Genomic DNA, 17,734 nt, shown 5'->3' with positions numbered 1-17,734 from the left:
CGCTCAGGAGAACTCGCCGGCCACCCAGCGGTCGATGATGTGCCGGGCGATGGAGACCGTCGGCGGCAGCGCCTGCGGCCCGGTGCCCGAGCGCAGCTCGTCCCGGGTGAACCAGCGGGCCTCCTCGATCTCGTCGTGGTCGATCCGGAGCTCCTCGCTGGTCGCCCGGGCCACGAAGCCGAGCATCAGCGACTGCGGGAACGGCCACGGCTGGCTGGAGACGTACCGGACGTCGGTCACCGGGAGGCCGACCTCCTCGGCGACCTCGCGGGCCACCGCCGCCTCCGCGGACTCTCCCGGCTCGACGAAGCCGGCCAGGATGGAGAACCGGCCTGCCGGCCACACCGCCTGCCGCCCGAGCACGCAGCGGTCGCCGCCGTCGTGCACGAGCATGATCACCGCCGGGTCGGTGCGCGGGAAGACCTCGCGGTCGCTCTCCGGGTCGTGCTGCACCCAGCCGGCGCGGGCCATCGTGGTGGCCGCGCCGGTGATCGGGGAGAACCGGTTGCGCTCGTGCCACTCGATGATGCCGACGGCCTGCACCAGCAGCCCGGCGTCCAGGTCGTCGAGGTCGGCGCCCAGCTCGCGCAGGCCGGCCCAGGTGTCGACCGGCCGGCCGCCCACGGTGAGCGTCCGCGGGGCGCGCAGCGCGGCGTAGGGCACGCCGTCGGCCTCGCCGAGGTAGATGCCGCCGTCGGGGAACGACGGCTGCTCGTCGTACTGCAGCCGCGGACCGTCGGGCGCCTCGTGCACCGGCACGGTGCGCCGCTCGTCGACCAGCAGCACCCGCACCGGCCGGCCCTGCGCCGGGTCGGGCAGCGAACGGGCCAGGTGCCCGCGGTCGTGTGCGGTGCGCGACAGCAGCGGGACGTCGGTGACGGCACCGGCCTGCCGGTCCTCGGGCCAGTCGCCCCGGGCGGGGGGCGGCGGGTTGTCGGCCGGGGTGCTGCCGCCGGGCGGGACGGTCACGCCTGCTCGGCGGCGGACGCGGTGACCTCGACCGGCCCGAGCACCCGGAGCTGGTCGGCGACCTCCTCGGCGTCGCCGACGACGACCGCGGTGAGCCCGGAGGGCGCCAGCCAGCGGCGCGACGCCTCGGTGACCTCGTCGACGGTCACGGTGGCCAGGGCGCGCTGGTGGTCGGCGAGCCAGTCGGCCTGCAGCCCGGCGCCGAACAGCGCGGAGAGGGTGCTGGCCAGGCCGGCGTGCGTCGACGTCCCGAGGGCCATGGTGCCCAGCAGGTAGCGCCGGGCCGAGTCGAGCTCGGCCTCGGTCACCGGGGTGAGCGCCATCCGGCCGAGCTCGTACACCGTCTCCAGCAGCGCCGGCCCGGTCACGCCGGTGGCGACGTCGGCCTCGACGGTGAACGAGGAGCCGGCCATCAGGTGCTCGACCGAGCTGCGCGGGCTGTAGGTGTAACCGCGGCGCTCGCGGATGTTCTCCACCAGCCGGGAGGAGAAGTAGCCACCGAAGACCATGCTGGCCAGCCGCAACGCCGGCAGCTGGGGGTCGGTGCGCCCGGGCGCCGGGCCGCCGAGCCGCACGTTGGACTGCACCGCGCCGGCCCGGTGCACCAGTTCCAGCGGGCCGGGCACCAGGGTCGGCACCGGCGCGGCGCTGACCGCCTTGCCCTCCGCGACCCAGCCGGCCAGTGCGGCGCCGACCACGTCGGTCGCGGCGGCCGGGTCGACGTCGCCGACCAGCACCAGCGTGCTGCCGGCGGGCAGCACCCGGTCGCGGTGCAGCTTGCGGAGAGCAGCCGGGGTGACCGCGGCGACCAGCTCGGCGGCGGGGAGCTGCTGGGCGTAGGGGTGCGCACCGAAGCGGCGGGCGGCCAGCGCCGACCGGGCGATCACGCCGGGCTGGGACCGGGCGATGCCGATCCGCTCGACCACCCGCGCCCGCTCGGCGTCCACCGGCCCGGCCGGGTAGGTCGCCGCGGTGAGCAGCTCGGCGACGAGGTCGAGCACGGGGGCGAGACCGCCGGGCAGCAGCGTGGTGGACAGCAGCATCCGGTCGGCGTCGGCGGAGACCGACAGCTCGCCGCCGTGGGTCTGCAGCAGCTGCGCGATCTCCAGCTGGTCGCGCCCGGCGGTGCCCAGCAGCAGACCGCCGGTCAGCACGCTGGTCCGCGCGGCGTGCACGGCGGCCTGCCGCGGGGTGGCCGCGGCGAAGGGCACCCGCAGCCGCAACTCCACCAACGGCACCCCGGGACGGGGCACCACCACCAGGCGCAGCCCGTTGGGCAGCGTCGTCTGGTGCACCTCCGGGACGGGCATCGGCCGCGGCTCGCCCAGCGGCGGGACCAGGGAGAGGTCGAGCACGGGGGCACTCATCGGGCAGCTCCGGTCGCGCGCAGTTCGAGGATGGCGGCGGTGTCCGGCGAGAGCCCGCGGGCCGCCGTCTGCACCTGCTCGGGGGTGACCGCGGCCAGCCGGGCGGCGAGCTCGCCGGCCAGCTCGGCCCGGCCGTGGATCAGCTCGGCGGAGGCGAAGCCCAGGGTGCGGCCGAGCACGGAGTCGGCCTGCTGCAGCAGCTGCGCCTCGGTGCGTGCGGTGACCCGGGCCAGTTCCTCGGCGGGGACGCCGTCGGTGGCGACCTTGTCGACCTCCTCGTGCACCGCGGCCAGCACCTGGTCGACCGGCACGTCGGCCGGGTGGTGCACCTGGCTGACCAGCAGCGTGGCGTCCCGGACGTCGAAGGGGTCGCCGAACAGGCCGAGGTAGCTGCTCTGCGCCACGGCCAGCCGGTCGGTGTGCAGCAGCCGGCGCTCGAGCCGGGAGGCGTCACCCTCGCTGAGCAGCTCGGCCAGGAGCACGGTGCCCAGGTAGGTGTCCAGGTCGCCGACCGGGTCGGGCACCCGCCAGCCGATCGCGACGGCGGGGGCCGGGGCCAGCCGGTCCTCGACCACGCCGCGACGCACCGTGGTGGGCGAGGGCTCGCCGACGGCGGGGGCGGGCGGGGCCGGGCGGGCCGGCACCTGGTCGAACCAGCGCCGCACCAGCGTCTCGGTCTCGGCGACGTCCAGGTCACCGCCGATGCAGAGCACCGCGTTGGCCGGGGCGTAGTAGCGGGAGAAGAAGTCGGTGGCGTCCTCGACGGTGGAGGACTCCAGGTCGACGAAGGAGCCGTAGCCGTCGTGGGTGTTGGCGAAGCTCTCGAAGGCGATCGGCGGGAGCTGCAGCCACGGGAAGGCGCCGTAGGGCCGGTTGAGCACGTTGACCCGGATCTCCTCCTTCACCACGTCGATCTGGTTGCGGAGGTTCTCCTCGGTGATCGCCGGTGCGGCCATCCGGTCGGCCTCGAGGAAGATCGCGCGCTCCAGCGCCTCGGCGGGCAGCGCCTGGAAGTAGTTCGTGTAGTCCTGGTGGGTCGACCCGTTGAAGGTGCCGCCGGCGGCCTGCACGAGGCGGGCGTGCTCCATCTTCGGGACGTTCGCCGACCCCTGGAACATCATGTGCTCGAAGAGGTGCGCGAAGCCGGTGCGGCCCGGCGGCTCGGAGCGCATGCCGACGTCGTAGAAGACGCTGACGGCGACGACGGGGACACTCCGGTCGGGCGCCAGGACCACGCGCAACCCGTTGTCGAGCGTGAACCGCTCCACCGGGTGCCGCAGGACCAGGTCACCCTGAGCTGCTGTCACGCGACCGACCCTAACCGCGCCCCACGACACGCCGCGGAGCGGTTCCCCCGGAGGAGCGACCGACCTCCCGAGCACAGGCAGGGTCCGGACGGCGAGTGACGCCCGCAGGGTGCGCGCGGGGGACGGTGAGCGGGCAGCCGTCGCGCTAGGACCTCCCGAGCGACAGCGAGGTCGGGTCGACGAGTGGGGCCCGGAGGGCTTCGCGCAGGAGGCCCAGGAACGGCTCAGCGCGACCGGGGCACGGCAGGTGGCCGCGGTGCGATCCGGAGGATCGCCATGTCACAGCACGTCGACGTCGGCCAGCACGCGCTCGATGACGCCGTACAGCTCGGCGTGGGTGTTCGGGATGGACAGGTAGAGCAGCGCCGGCGCCGGCCGGCCGACGTCGATGAGCAGCAGCGCGGCCCGTTCGCCGGTCGCGTCGTAGCCGGCGGCGTCCCAGGTGAGGTCGAACTCGTAGACCCACGCCGCGGCCCCGTCGACGGTCAGCGGCTCGTCGCGGCGCACCGTGCGCTCGTTGGGCTGCGGGTAGTAGAGCTGCCGCACGGAGTCGGCCAGCGCCTGCGTCGTCCCCTCGAGGGTGCCCGCACCGCCCCAGCCGTAGCCCTCGACCAGCGGGCCGGAGGTGCACTGGGCGATGAAGACGTCGACGGCGCCGGGCAGGTCCTCCTGGGTGACGAAGTACTGCCCGGCGGTCTCGGTGGTCTCCCACTGGACGCCGCGGTCCCACTCGAACCAGCCGTCGCCGAGGAAGGGGTAGGAGATGCCGGCGGCCTCGTCGATGATCCGCACGGTGCCCGGCGGGAAGGTGCTCCGCGGTTGCGCGGGCGCCGCGATCGGCGGGTCGTCGTCCTCCGCCGCCGTCGTCGCCGCGTCGTCCCCGCCGGTCAGCACGGCGACCAGGGCGAGGACGGCGATGACGGCCAGGGCCCCCAGCCCGAGGAGCAGGCCGGTGCGCCGGCGGGGTCGCCGCGGCGCGGGGTCTCCCCAGGTGTCCCAGGCCGTCGACGTCCGCGGGGTGGCCGACGGCTCGAAGGACCGGCCGACCGACACGCCCGGCCCGGCCGGGGTGGTGACGTCGGACCAGACCTGCCCGTTCCACCAGCGGACCAGGCCGGGGGCCCCGTCGGGGTCGGGGTACCAGCCGGGCGCCGGCATGGCCTGCTCCCCCGGCGTCCCCCAGCCCGGTCCGCTCATGTCGTCGACCCGGGCCGGCTCAGCCGGCGGTGCGGCGGACGGCGGCCAGCTCACGCCACAGGTGCGCGGTGGCCTCGGCGCCCCGGTGGAGCATCGGCAGCAGCACCCGCTCGTTCGGGGAGTGGATGCGGTCGGTGGGCAGGCCGGCACCGAGGAAGACCAGCGGCGCGCCGAGCTGCTCGGCGAGGTCGGCCTCGGGTCCGCTGCCGCCCTCCTTCATGAACAGCACCTGGTCGGCCTGGCTGTCCCAGGCCTGGGCGATGGCGGCGAGCAACGCGTCCATGTACGGGGAGTCCAGGTCGCTGGCGCACGGGGCGACACCACCGGCGGGCACGTGCACGTCGGCCTCGATGCCCGCGGGCAGGTTGGTCTCGACCCAGGCCTGCACCATCGGGCCGATCTCCTCCGGCCGCTGGTCGGCGACCAGCCGGAAGGTGATCTTGGCGTGCGCCTCGGCCGGGATGATCGTCTTGTGGCCGGGGCCCTGGTAGCCGCCCCACATGCCGTTGACCTCGGCGGTCGGGCGGGCCCCGATCCGCTCCTGGGTGGAGAACCCGGCCTCACCGGCGGTGGTGCGGGACGCGGCCGGGCCGGCGAGCCACGCGGCCTCGTCGAACGGGATGCGGCCCATCAGGTCGCGCTCGCGATCCGACAGCGGACGGACCGCGTCGTAGAAGCCGGGCAGGGTGACCTTGCCGTCGGCGTCGTGCAGGGACGCGACCAGCTCGGCGAGGGCGTGCAGCGGGTTGGGGACGGCGCCGCCGAAGGAGCCGGAGTGCAGGTCGACCGCCGGGCCGCGCAGGGTGATCTCCGCGTCGGCGAGGCCGCGCATGCTCGTCACCGCGCTGGGCAGGTCGGGGGCGGCCATGCCGGTGTCGCTGACCACGACGACGTCGCAGTCGAGCCGGTCGCGGTGCTGGCGCAGCAGCTCGGCGAAGAACGGCGAGCCGGACTCCTCCTCGCCCTCGATGACCATCTTGACCGTGACGGCGGGGGTGTCGCGGCCGGTGGCGGCCAGGTGGGCGCGCATGCCGAGCAGGTGGAAGGCGACGTTGCCCTTGTCGTCGATGGCGCCGCGGGCGTGCAGCTCGGGGCCGTCGGGGGTCTCGACCCGGGTGGGCTCGAACGGCGGGTGCTCCCACAGCTCCAGCGGGTCGACCGGCTGGACGTCGTGGTGCCCGTAGACCAGCGCCACCGGGGCGTCGGCGTCGGCCGACGGCCACTCGGCGAAGACCGCCGGGGCGCCCTCGGTCTCCCAGATCTCCACGGTCGGGAAGCCGGTGCGGCGCAGCGCCTCGGCCAGCCACTCGGCGCTGGCCCGGACGTCGGCGGCGTGCGCCGGGTCGGCGGAGATCGACGGGATGCGCAACCAGGCGTCCAGATCGGCGTGCAGGTCGTCGAGGTGGGCGGTGACGAAGTCGCGTTCGGCGGAGCTGCTCACGGTGCGAACGGTAACTCGCGCTGCTGGGCGGGCCCGGCGGGGCGCGGGCTAGGTTGCCTGCATGGCCGTGGGGATGCTGCAGGTGGACGTCGGCGACCTGACCTTCGACGTCCGGACCGACGGACCGGAGGACGGCCCGCCCGTGCTGCTGCTGCACGGCTTCCCGGAGACGTCGCTGAGCTGGTCGGCGGTGACGCCGCTGCTGGCCGAGGCCGGGCTGCGCACCTACGCCCCCGACCAGCTGGGCTACTCCCCCGGCGCCCGGCCCGGTGAGGTGGACGCCTACGCGCTGACCAACCTGGTGCAGGTGACGGCCGACCTGATGACCGCGCTGGACGTGCCGGTCGCCGACGTGGTCGGGCACGACTGGGGCGCCAACGTCGCCTGGGGCCTGGCCGCCTGGCACCCCGACCGGGTGCGCACGCTGACCGCCGTCTCGGTGCCGCACCCGACCGCCTACACGCTGGCCTTCCGGGCGGATCCGGAGCAGAAGGAGCGCTCGGCCTACATCAAGCTCTTCTGGCAGGCCGGCAAGGCCGAGGAGGTGCTGCTGGCCGACGGCGCCCGGCGGCTGCGGCGGATGCTGGACGCGCCGGGGGTGCCGGCCGAGGCGGTGGACGTCTACGTGGAGCAGCTGTCCGCGCCCGGCGCGCTGACCGCGGCGCTGAACTGGTACCGGGCGATGAGCTCGGCCACGCCGCTCGACCCGGTCGGGGTGCCGACGACCTACGTGTGGAGCGACGGCGACGTGGCGGTCGGCCGGACCGCCGCGGAGGCGTGCGCGGACCAGGTGACCGGCGACTACCGCTTCGTCGAGCTGGCCGGCATCACCCACTGGGTGCCGGAGCAGGCACCGGAGCAGGTGGTGCGGGCCGTGCTCGACCGGGTCGCCCGCGGCCCCGAGCTGCACCCGCGTGCCGGAGTGCACGCCCCACCCAGCTGACGGCCTCGCCGCCCGGTCGCCGAGATCTGCGATCTCGTGGCCATCGGGCGGTCGACCCCGAGAAGGCAGCATCCGCGGTGCCGCTCACCGGCGGCTCCGCGGAACAGGCCGGGTGACCAGTCGGCGGCGCGTGATGTGCACTGGCGGCGGGTTCTCCGCCCGGAACCCGCCGCCAACGCACATCGCCGGTCGGGCCGTCAGTCGGCGCCGGTCACCAAGGCCAGCAGGCCGGCTTCGTCGAGGAGGTCGACCGGGCGCAGGGTGACCCCGGCGGCGACGTGGTGGAAGCCGGCGCTGACCCGCTCGACCGGCACGCCGGTCAGCCGGGACCAGCCCAGCCGGTAGGCGGCCAGCTGCACCCCCGCCGCGGCCAGCTCGGCCGCGCCCGGCACCGGGCCGGTCTTCCAGTCGATCACCTCGTAGCCGCCGTCGGGGGTGGCGTAGACGGCGTCGATCCGGCCGCGCAGGGTCAGCGGGCCCAGCGGCGTCTCGAACGGGGCCTCCACGTCGACCGGCTGGCGGTCGGCCCACTCGCTGGCCAGGAACGCCGCCTGCAGCGCGGTGAGCGCCTCGTCGGGAGCAGCCGCGGCGTCGCCGCTGCCGGGCAGCTCGTCGAGGTCGATCAGTCGGGAGACGCCGAAGCGTTCCTCCAGCCAGGCGTGGAACGCGGTGCCCCGCCGGGCCAGCGGGGCGGGCGCGGCGGGCATCGGACGGCGAAGCCGGCGGGCCAGCTCACCGGGGTCGCGGCGCAGCGCCACCAGCGCCGACACCGACAGGTGCGCAGGCAGTGGGACGTCGACGGTGCCGCGGGAGTGCTCGGCCCGCTCGCGCAGCAGCAGGTCGGCGTCGCGCAGCCAGTCGGCGACCAGCGGGTCGTCGGTGGCGCCCAGCGCCTCGGCGGTGAGCGGGTGCGGCCGGCTGGCGGTGACCAGCTCGGCGGCGGCGGTCAGCGCCCGCCGCCGCCCGGAGGACAGCGGGTCGGTCGGCCAGACACCGACCGGCCACTCGGCCAGCGCGGGGTTCTCCGCGTCGTCGGCGGGCGGGTCGGCCCAGGCGTCGACGACCCCGGCGCCGTCCTCGCAGGCCTGCTTGACCGCCAGCAGCAGGGACGACGGCCCGCAGACCGTCTTGCCGTCGCGCCACCAGCTGCCCGAGCAGAGCAGCAGGTGCTTGGCCCGGGTCACCGCGACGTAGCCGAGCCGGATCTCCTCGGCCAGGCCGAAGTCCTTCCACTCGGCGACGTAGTCCTCCAGCGCGTCCCGGACCGCGGCCTGGTCGCCGGAGCCGGGCACCGGCAGGTGCAGCCGCGGCAGCTCGGCCCGGTCGGTGGTGCGCAGGTCGACCGGGACGGCGCCCGGGTCGCGGATCCAGGAGTCGGAGGCGTCGCCCTTGGCGGGGAACTGCCCGACGGTCATGCCGGGGACGGCGACGACGTCCCACTCCAGGCCCTTGGCCGAGTGCCCGGTGAGCAGCTGCACCGCCTCGGGGTTGACCGCCACCTCGCCGGGTTCCAGGCCGCGCTCGCGCACCTCGGCGTCGGCCAGGTAGCCCAGGAACGCCGGCAGGGACGGCAGCTCGGCCAGCTCGCTGAACTGGGCGGCGACCTCGTGCAGCGCGTCCAGGTGGGTGCGGGCGCCGCCCGGGGTGACGTCGGGGTGGCTGGCCAGCTCGGTCTCCAGGCCCAGGCTGCGCACCACCTCGTCGACCAGGTCGGGCAGCGACTCACCGAGCCGGGTGCGCAGGGCGGCGAGCTCCCGGCCCAGCCGGCGCAGCCGCTGGTGCCCCTCGGCCGAGTAGGCCTCGGGCCGGCCGAGGTCGTCGAGGGCCTCGACGATGCTGCCGCGCTCCCGGGGTGGGGTGGGGGCCGCCGGCGCGCCGGGCTCCGGTGGGGTGGCGTCCTCGACCGGTGCGGGGGCGGACCGCTCGCGGACCAGCGCCCGCGACCGGGCCTCCAGGGCGGCGAGGTCACGGGGTCCGATCCGCCAGCGGGCGCCGGTGAGCAGCCGGCCGAGCGCGTCGCCGGCGGTCGGGTCGACCAGCACCCGCAGGGTGGCGACCACGTCGGAGACCTCGGGCACGTCGAGCAGGCCGCCCAGCCCCACGACCTCGACCGGCAGCCCGCGGGCGCGCAGCGCGGCGGCGATGCCGGGCAGCTGCGCCCGCCGCCGGGCCAGCACGGCGATCGTCGGCCGCTTGGCCGGCGCGCCGGGCGCGGCGTCCTCGTCGCCCTTCCAGCAGCGCTCGAGCCGGTCGGCGAGCGCCTCGGTCTCCTCGGCGACGGTGTCGTAGAGGCCCACGTGCACCGCACCGGGGCCGGCGACCGGCGCGGGCTGCAGGTCCGGCAACGGCTGCTCGGGCTCGGGCAGCGCGGCGGCGACGGCGTTGGCGACGGCCAGCACCGCCCGGTCGTTGCGCCAGCTGGTCGACAGGGTCAGCCGCTCCGCCGGTCGCTCCGGGGTGCCGGGGAAGGTGCGGGCGAAGCGCTCGATGGTGCCGGCCGATGCGCCGCGCCAGCCGTAGATCGACTGCCGCGGGTCGCCGACGGCGAGCACCGGGTGCCCGCCCGGCCCGCCGAAGAGGGCCTCCAGCATCCGCAGCTGCCCGACGCTGGTGTCCTGGTACTCGTCGAGCAGCACGACCCGCCAGCGGGCCCGCTCCCGCCGCCCGACCTCGGCGGAGCTGACCGCCACCCGGGCCGCGTAGGCGACCTGGTCGGCGTAGTCGATGGCGCCGGCCGCACGCTTGCGGGCCTCGAACGCCTCGACCATCGGCAGCAGGGCGACCCGGGCCCGCTGCCGGCCCAGCACCTTGAGCACCTCGGCGTACGGGCCCTTCTTCCGGCCCGCGTCGGGGTAGCCGGTCAGCTGGGCCTCGAAGCGCGCCGTCCAGGCACGCAGCGCCGCCGGGGTGACGTCGTGCTCGCCGAGCTCGGCGGCCAGCTGGAGCACGTCCTCGGTGGTGGTGACCAGGCCCAGGGCCACGTCGCTCATGTCGCCGGTGTGCGCGGCGACGGCGGTGGCCGCCTGCCCCCAGCACATCGCCGGCCCGAGCACCCCGGAGCCGGGCTCCACCCCGATCCGCAGCCCGTGCTCGGCGACGATGCCGGCCGCGTAGCCGTGGTAGGTCGCCACCGTGGGTGCGGCGACCGCGAGCCGCTCGCGCAGCGCCGGGTCGGTGTCGGGGTGCTCGGCCAGCGCGCCCAGGCGCAGCCGCACCCGGGCGTTCAGCTCGCTGGCGGCCTTGCGGGTGAAGGTCAGCCCGAGCACCGCCTCCGGGGCGACCAGCTGGTTGGCGACCAGCCAGGCGACCCGCGCGGCCATCGTCTCGGTCTTGCCCGACCCGGCGCCGGCGACGACGACCAGCGGCCGGTCGACCGGCGCGGACACCACGCCGGCCTGCTCCTCGGACGGGGCGTAGGACAACCCGCAGCGGGCAGCGACCTCGGCCGGGGTGAGCAGCCGCGGCGGCTCGGGTGCCACGATCGGCACCATCCCGGGCAGGTCGAAGCTCAGCTGTTCAGGGACCCCGTCCTCCCCTCCGCTCGCGAGCTCGCGAGGGAACCCGGGACGGGGCCGGGAAGAGCCGGCAGGAGGCGTCACCGGGTCACCTGCCGGCCGGACTCCTGCATCGGGCAGCTGCGGCGGAACGCGCACCGCTCGCAGTCGGTGTCGGTGCGGGCCACGAACGACGCCCCGCCCATCCCCTCCCCCACCTCGGCGATCAGCTCCCCGGCCCAGCTCTCCCGCGGGTCGACGTCGGCCGGCAGCGGCGACTGCGCGTGCTCCTTGGCCGCCTTCTGCGCGCCGCCGACCTGCAGCAGCGCCGCCCCGCCGGTCGCCGTCCCGTGGTCGGCGAAGGCGCCCTCGGTGACCGCGAGCTGGTAGGCGGCGAGCTGGCCGTGCTCCTCCACCGCCCGGGGCGCGGTCTTGCCGGTCTTGAGGTCGACGACGACCAGCCGGCCCTCGGCGTCGCGCTCCAGCCGGTCGACCTGGCCGCGCAGCCGGGCCCGGCCGACGGTCACGTCGAAGTCCTCCTCCGCGGCGACCAGCTCCCGGTCGGCCCGGGCGTGCCAGGCGAGGAACTTGGTCAGCATCTCCTGGGCGCGGTCACGCTGCCGCTGGTCGAACCAGCCCGGCCCCAGGTCGAGGCCGTCGAGCTCGGCGTCCAGGACGGCGGGGGCGTCGGCGGGCGGCAGCCCCTCGGCCACCTGCTGGGCAACGTCGTGCACCGCCGAGCCGACCGTGCGGGTGGCCTCGGGAGCCGCCTCCGCCCCGACCGCGCCGAGCACCCAGCGCAGCGGGCACCGCTGGAAGGTGTCGATCGCCGAGGGACGCACCGGCACCACCTCGGCCGGGTCGACCAGCGGCGCGTCGTCGGAGAGCGGCGCCAGCCCCCACCAGCCGGCCGGGTCGGCGCCGGGCACCCGCTCCTCGGCCAGCCGGCGCAGCACCGCGGCCGCGCTGGACCGCCGGGCCGGCGGGGTCTGCGGGTCGGTGAGGTGGCGGCGCAGCTCGGCGACCAGGGCGGGGAGGGTCAGCTGGCGGGGCAACGGGGTGTGCGGCCGGACGCCGTTCCCGTCGGCCGGCGGTGCGGCGACCAGGTCGAGGAAGCGGGAGGCGGTGGCGCCGGCGTCCCCGCCGTCCAGCGCACCGTCGACGGCGGTGACCAGCAGCCGGCGGCGGGCCCGGGTGCAGGCCACGTAGAACAGCCGCCGCTCCTCGGCCAGCGCGTGGGTGCGCCGGTCCAACGTCGCCGGGTCGGTGCCGCCGGCGGCGTCGACGAGGTCCTCGGCGCCGAGCAGGCTGGCCCGGCTGCGCAGGTCGGGCCACACGCCCTCCTGCACGCCGGCGACGCAGACCAGGTCCCACTCCAGGCCCTTGCTCGCGTGCGCGGTCAGCAGCCGCACCGTCTCGCCCACCTGCGCGCGGGCCGCACCGCTGTCACCGGGCAGCTGCTGCGCGCCCAGGTGCTGCACGAACGCGGCGACGCCGGCGTGCGGGAGCCGGTCGACGAACCCGGCGGCGGCGTCGAACAGCGAGACGACGGCGTCGAGGTCGCGGTCGGCGACCGCGCCGGTGGGCCCGCCGGCCGCACTCGCCCGCGCCCAGCGGTTCGCCAGCCCGCTGGCCTGCCACATCGCCCACAGCACGTCCTCCGCGGTGCCGTCGGTGGCCAGCGCCAGCCGGCCGGCGGCCAGCACCGCGGACACCCGCAGCGCCGGGCGGGCGACGTGCTCGGGCACCGCGTCCAGCAGGGTGCGGTCGGCGAGCAGGGTGGCCAGCGGGGCGCCCCGCACCGCGGCGTCCTCGCCCCGTTCGGCCATCGCCCGCCGCGCGGCCCGCCGCAGCCGGCGCAGGTCGAGCACGGTCGCGTTGCCCAGGGGGGAGGCGAGCAGCGCCTCGGCACCCGCTTCGTCGAGACCGGCCTCGCTCCTCTCGCCGGCGGCGGCGCCGGCGGCCGGCGGCAGCAGTGCGGTGAGCGCGGCCAGCAGCGGCTGGACGGCCGGCTGGGCGGCCAGCGCGACGTCGTCGGCGGAGACCGCGACCGGCACCCCGGCCTGGGTGAGCGCCCGCCGCACCGGGCCGAGGCTCGCCGCGGCCGATCGCACGACCACGGCCATCTGCGACCACGGGATGCCCTCGAGCAGGTGCGCCCGGCGCATCGTGTCGGCGAGGAAGGCCGCCTCCACCGCCGGGGAGTCGAAGACGTGCACCTCGGCCGCACCCGGGTCGATGCCCTCGCCGGGCACCAGCCGGCGGTGCTCCCACGGCCCGGGCAGGCCCTCGGCGACCCGGCGGCTGACGGTCAGCAGCTCCGCACCCGAGCGGCGGCACACCCCCAGCGACAGCCGGGGCGCCGGTCGGCCGTCGCGCTGCCGGAACCGGGTCGGGAAGTCGATGATCCCGCGGGGTTCGGCGCCCCGGAAGGCGTAGATCGCCTGGTCGGGGTCACCGACCGCCACGAGGTCGCCGCCACCCCCGGCCAGCAGCTCGACCAGCTCGACCTGCGCGGGGTCGGTGTCCTGGTACTCGTCGACGAACAGCCAGCCGGCCCGCTCCCGCTCGGTGCGCAGCAGCTCGTCGTCGTCCCGGAGCTCGTCGATGGCGGTGCGCACGAGCTCGGCGGGGTCGTAGCCGGAGGCGCCACCGCGGGCGATCGTCTGGAACCAGGAGACGTCCTGGTACTGCCGCAGGAAGTCCGCCGCCGCCTCCCAGTGCGGCAGCCCGCGCTCCTTGCCCCAGGCGGCCAGCCGGCGGCTGTCGATGCCCCGCTCGGTGGCGCGCAGCAGCAGGTCGCGCAGCTCGCCGCGGAAGCCCTCGGTGCCCAGGGCGGCGGTGAGGTCGGCGGGCCAGCGGACGGCGCCCTCCTCGTCCGCGTCGCCGCGCAGCAGCTCGGCCACCACCGCGTCCTGCTCGGCCGAGGTGAGCAACCGCGGCGCCGGCTCACCGCGCAGCACCGCTGCCCGGCGCAGCACGCCGAAGGCGTAGGAGTGGAAGGTGCGGGCGACCGGCTCGCGGATGGTGCGGCCGACCCGGGCGGTGATCCGGGTGCGCAGCTCGGCAGCGGCCTTGCGGCTGAAGGTGAGCACCAGCAGCCGCTCGGGGTCGGCACCGGCGTCGATCCGGGCGGCGACCGCCTCGACGATCGTGGTGGTCTTGCCGGTGCCCGGGCCGGCCAGCACCAGCAGCGGCCCGCCACGGTGGTCGACCACCGCCTGCTGGGTCGGGTCGAGCCGGGGCCGCACCACCGGCACGGCCTCCGGCTGCACCAGCCGGTAGACCGGTGCCGTCTCGACCGCTGCGCTGCCCGACTCCCCCCGCACCCCTCGATGAGACCACGGGGGGACGACAGTCCCGATCGCACCGGCCCGGACCCTCAGTCCTCGTCGGGCCAGCCCACCGCCGCGAGGTCCACCCGGGAGCCGCGCAGCGGCACGCCCTCCCCGGCCAGCAGCTCCAGCTGGCGCACCCGCACCGGCTCGGCGGCGGTGCCGTCGGCCCGCACCACGCGGTGCCACGGCACGGCCGCGCCGCCGCCGGAGAGGGCGCGGGCCACCCGCCGTGGCCCGACCCCGACCAGCCGGCCGATCGCCCCGTAGGTGCTGACCCGCCCGGGCGGGATCGCCTCCACCACGTCGTAGACGGCCTCGTCGACGTCCGCCGGGTCGGGTGCACCGGTCATCCCGCGCTCCTGCTCGACGACGGTCAGCCCTGGAAGAAGCTGTTCTCGGTCCACCACGCGTAGAGGGCGCTGACGTCGTCCTGGGTCGAGCCGGGTGCGCTGACCAGGCCCTCGGTCAGGTACTCGTCGTCGGTCCAGGCGATCTGCACGGTCCCGTCGCCGACGATCGTGCAGGCCACCAGCCCACCGGTCGCCCCGTCGATGGTCCACTCGCCGTAGCCGATGGAGGTCGAGCAGTCGTCTTCGCCGGTGAGCGCGGTCAGCCCGGCGCCGCCGGTGTCGGCCTGGAAGACCGCGTCCAGCGTCGCCACGTCCGGGTAGCGGTGGAAGACCGCCTCCGCGGCGCCCGGCTGGGTCTGCGACGCCCCGCACGCCGCGGCGGCCACGTCGCCGTCACCGGCCAGCGGCTGCTCGACGCAGTCGACGAAGTCGCTGGGCAGCTGGGCCAGGAAGTCCTCCGCCGCCGGGTCGGCCGGCGGCACCGGAGCAGCCGAGGACGACGGTGCCGGCTCGCTGGACGAGGGACGGGACGGCGCGGTGCTCGACGAGCCGGCCGCGGTCTCCTCGTCGTCGCCGCCGAGCGTCAGCACCAGCGCGATCGCCACCACCACGACGAGGGCGAGTGCGGCGACCGCGGTGATGACGGTGGTCCGCTTCCCGCCGCCCTCGGGGCCGCTCTGCCCACCCCAGCCGGGAGCTCCCGGGTGCGGCGGCTGTCCGGGTGCCCCGAAGCCACCGACCAGGGTCGGGGGTCCTGCCTGCCCCGGCGCACCGCCCCAGCCGGGCTGGCCGGGCTGCGGCGTCCACCCGCCGGACGCCGGCGGCTGACCGGGCTGCTGCCCCCAGCCACCCGGCTGACCGGCCGGCGGCTGCCCCCAACCACCCGGCTGACCGGCCGGCGGCTGCCCCCAGCCGCCTGGACCGGCCGGCTGACCGGCCGGCGGCGCCCAGCCACCCGGCCCGCCGGGCTGCCCCCAGGCGCCACCGGGCTGCTGTGGCGGGACCTGCCCCCAGTGCCCGGGATCGGGCTGCGCACCGGGCTGCCCGTCCGGTCCGTGCGGCGGGTTCCCCTGCGGGGGCTGGCTCATCGTGCGACCTCCGACTCGACTGTCCGGGGACGGAGCCTAGGGGTCACCGGTCGACGGAGGGCCGCTCCCCGCGTGACGGGTGCGTGGACGGCGGGTTCAGCCGCGGCGACCGAACCGGGCCAGCAGCCTGGTCTGCAGGTCGGCGCCGGGCGGCACGTCCAGCGGAGCGTCGAACAGCCCCGGGACGCCGTCCTCGCTGAGGTGGGACTCCGCGTACCGGAAGGCGGCGGCGACCAGTTCCGGGTCCAGGTGGGTGTCGCCGTCCACGGCTCGGGCGAGGTCCCAGGCGTGCACGGTCAGGTCCGCGGTCATCTCGGTCAGGTACTCAGCGGCACGCGCGGGCCCGGACGAGAGCTGCACCGTGCGGTCCGGCGAGGAGAGCCCCGCCCAGGCGGTGAGCGCCTCGTCGGCAGCGGTCTCCCAGGCCAGCAGCGGGTCACCGCCCAGCAGCTCGTCCGGGTCGGTGGGGATGCGCGCGGCGATGCCGTCCACCGGCTCGCCGGCCAGCAGCGGCGCGACCCACAGCTGTTCACCGGTCAGGTGCGCGACCAGGTCGGCGACGCTCCACTCGGGCAGCGCCGGGGCGTCCCACTCCCCCGGCTCGACGGCGTCGACCCGGTCGGTGAACTGGGCCTGCGCCCGCTGGAACAGCAGCAGCAGGTCGGCGTGACTGGGCTGTGGCATGCCATGAGTAGAACGCAGCAGGGGCCCGGGGCGCCGCTCGGCGGGCCCGGGCCCCGGGGGCGGGCTGGGACTGCCGCGTGCCACGGCCCCCCGGCGCCCGGTGGGGGTCGTGCCCGGCCAGAGCCAGACCCCCCACCCCCCCCCCCCCCCCCCCCCCCGCCCCCCCCCCCCCCCCCCCCCCCCCCCCGGGTGACGTGCTGGGACGGCCTCGTCCCAGGGCCCCGCGGCGCGCGGAGCGCGTCGTGGGGAGGGACGAGGTCCTTCCTCAGTAGGTGGGCAGCGCCTTGTCGATGCGGGTCGCCCACGCGGTGACGCCGCCCTGCACGTGCACGGCGTCCTTGAAGCCGGCGTTCTTCACCGCGGCCAGCGCCTCGGCCGAACGCACACCGGTCTTGCAGTGCAGCACGATGGGCTTGTCGTTGGGCAGCTGCGCCAGCGCCCGGCCGGAGAGGATCTCGTCCTTGGGGATCAGCGTCGCGCCCGGGATGGAGACGATCTCGTACTCGTTGGGCTCCCGGACGTCGATCAGCTCGAAGTCCTTGCGGGCGTCCATCATGTCCTTGAGCTCGTCGACGGTGATCGTCGAGCCGGCGGCGGCCAGCTGGGCCTCCTCGGAGACGACACCGCAGAACGCCTCGTAGTCGATGAGGCCGGTGATCGGCTCGCCCTCCGGGTCCTTGCGGACCTTGATCTCGCGGAAGGTCATCTCCAGGGCGTCGTAGACCATCAGCCGGCCCAGCAGCGTCTCGCCGATGCCGGTGATGAGCTTGACGGCCTCGGTGGCCTGGATGGCGCCGATGGTCGCGCACAGCACGCCCAGGACGCCGCCCTCGGCGCAGGAGGGCACCATGCCCGGCGGCGGCGGCACCGGGTAGAGGTCGCGGTAGTTGGGCCCGTGCTCGTTCCAGAAGACCGACACCTGGCCGTCGAACCGGTAGATCGAGCCCCACACGTACGGCTTGTCCAGCAGCACGCAGGCGTCGTTGACCAGGTAACGGGTGGCGAAGTTGTCGGTGCCGTCGACGATGAGGTCGTACTCGCCGAAGATGTCCAGCACGTTGTCGCTGTCCAGCCGGGTCTCGTGCAGCCGGACGTCGACGTGGGGGTTGATCTCCTTGATCGAGTCCCGCGCGCTCTCGGCCTTGGACCGGCCCACGTCGGACTGCCCGTGGATGATCTGGCGCTGCAGGTTGGACTCGTCGACGGTGTCGAACTCGACGATGCCCAGGGTGCCCACACCGGCCGCGGCCAGGTACATGAGCACCGGTGAGCCGAGCCCACCGGCGCCGACGGCGAGCACCTTGGCGTTCTTCAGGCGCTTCTGCCCGTCCATCCCGACGTCGGGGATGATCAGGTGGCGGCTGTAGCGGCGGACCTCGTCGATCGACAGGTCGGCGGCGGGTTCCACCAGGGGTGGCAACTGCACGGGGGGCTCCTCACACGGCTGTGTACGTCAGGGCTGACCCGGCCCGAGCCGGCGTCCTGGACTGCGCAACAGCCTGACACGGGCCGGTAATCCCCGTCCCGGACCCCGTCCCATCCACCGGGACGGTCCA

Annotated in this window: 12 protein-coding genes; 1 reads left to right on the top strand and 11 read right to left on the bottom strand. The window is 76.2% G+C overall.

Annotation, left to right across the window (positions count from 1 at the left end; all coding sequences use genetic code 11):
* Positions 1-3: 3 nt before the first annotated feature.
* From nudC to ACJTNH_RS03955, 5 genes are all read right to left on the bottom strand, one after another.
* A complete protein-coding gene (nudC, locus tag ACJTNH_RS03975) occupies positions 4-969 on the bottom strand; it encodes an NAD(+) diphosphatase (RefSeq protein WP_458172977.1) in 966 nt (321 codons plus the stop codon).
* Entirely contained in the window at positions 966-2,336 is a 1,371-nt protein-coding gene (locus ACJTNH_RS03970) for a M16 family metallopeptidase (protein ID WP_458172976.1), read from the bottom strand. The genes nudC and ACJTNH_RS03970 overlap by 4 nt, the downstream gene beginning before the upstream one ends.
* Positions 2,333-3,643, bottom strand: a complete 1,311-nt coding sequence (locus ACJTNH_RS03965) for a M16 family metallopeptidase (protein WP_458172975.1) — start codon at positions 3,641-3,643, stop codon at positions 2,333-2,335. Before ACJTNH_RS03965 ends, ACJTNH_RS03970 begins: the two co-directional genes overlap by 4 nt.
* A 279-nt stretch (positions 3,644-3,922) precedes the next feature.
* Positions 3,923-4,840: a DUF2510 domain-containing protein gene (locus ACJTNH_RS03960; protein ID WP_458172974.1), complete on the bottom strand. Its 918-nt coding sequence runs from the start codon at positions 4,838-4,840 to the stop codon at positions 3,923-3,925.
* A 19-nt stretch (positions 4,841-4,859) separates the two neighbouring features.
* The gene (locus ACJTNH_RS03955) at positions 4,860-6,281 is read right to left on the bottom strand and encodes a M20/M25/M40 family metallo-hydrolase (RefSeq protein WP_458172973.1); all 1,422 of its coding nucleotides are present in this window, start codon (positions 6,279-6,281) and stop codon (positions 4,860-4,862) included.
* 61 nt (positions 6,282-6,342) lie between these two features.
* On the opposite strand from ACJTNH_RS03955, the gene ACJTNH_RS03950 reads away from it, so the two are divergent.
* Positions 6,343-7,224, top strand: a complete 882-nt coding sequence (locus tag ACJTNH_RS03950) for an alpha/beta fold hydrolase (protein WP_458172972.1) — start codon at positions 6,343-6,345, stop codon at positions 7,222-7,224.
* A 197-nt stretch (positions 7,225-7,421) separates the two neighbouring features.
* On the opposite strand, the gene ACJTNH_RS03945 is transcribed toward ACJTNH_RS03950, so the two are convergent.
* The 6 genes from ACJTNH_RS03945 to moeZ all read right to left on the bottom strand — a co-directional run bounded on the left by ACJTNH_RS03945 (position 7,422) and on the right by moeZ (position 17,604).
* Entirely contained in the window at positions 7,422-10,703 is a 3,282-nt protein-coding gene (locus ACJTNH_RS03945) for an ATP-dependent helicase (protein ID WP_458172971.1), read from the bottom strand.
* A gap of 116 nt (positions 10,704-10,819) precedes the next feature.
* Positions 10,820-14,047 (bottom strand): ATP-dependent helicase, encoded by a 3,228-nt coding sequence (locus ACJTNH_RS03940; protein ID WP_458172970.1) that lies wholly within the window; start codon positions 14,045-14,047, stop codon positions 10,820-10,822.
* Positions 14,048-14,100: 53 nt separating this feature from the next.
* Positions 14,101-14,406: an MGMT family protein gene (locus tag ACJTNH_RS03935; RefSeq protein ID WP_458172969.1), complete on the bottom strand. Its 306-nt coding sequence runs from the start codon at positions 14,404-14,406 to the stop codon at positions 14,101-14,103.
* A 23-nt stretch (positions 14,407-14,429) separates the two neighbouring features.
* Entirely contained in the window at positions 14,430-15,494 is a 1,065-nt protein-coding gene (locus ACJTNH_RS03930) for a hypothetical protein (RefSeq protein WP_458172968.1), read from the bottom strand.
* A gap of 96 nt (positions 15,495-15,590) precedes the next feature.
* On the bottom strand, positions 15,591-16,178 hold the full coding sequence (locus ACJTNH_RS03925) for a TIGR03086 family metal-binding protein (RefSeq protein ID WP_458172967.1): 588 nt from the start codon (positions 16,176-16,178) through the stop codon (positions 15,591-15,593).
* Positions 16,179-16,443: 265 nt separating this feature from the next.
* Positions 16,444-17,604: an adenylyltransferase/sulfurtransferase MoeZ gene (gene moeZ / locus ACJTNH_RS03920; protein WP_458172966.1), complete on the bottom strand. Its 1,161-nt coding sequence runs from the start codon at positions 17,602-17,604 to the stop codon at positions 16,444-16,446.
* Positions 17,605-17,734: the final 130 nt, after the last annotated feature.

The sequence above is a fragment of the Modestobacter lacusdianchii genome (assembly GCF_054177765.1).
This window is presented reverse-complemented; position numbering and strand designations above follow the sequence as displayed.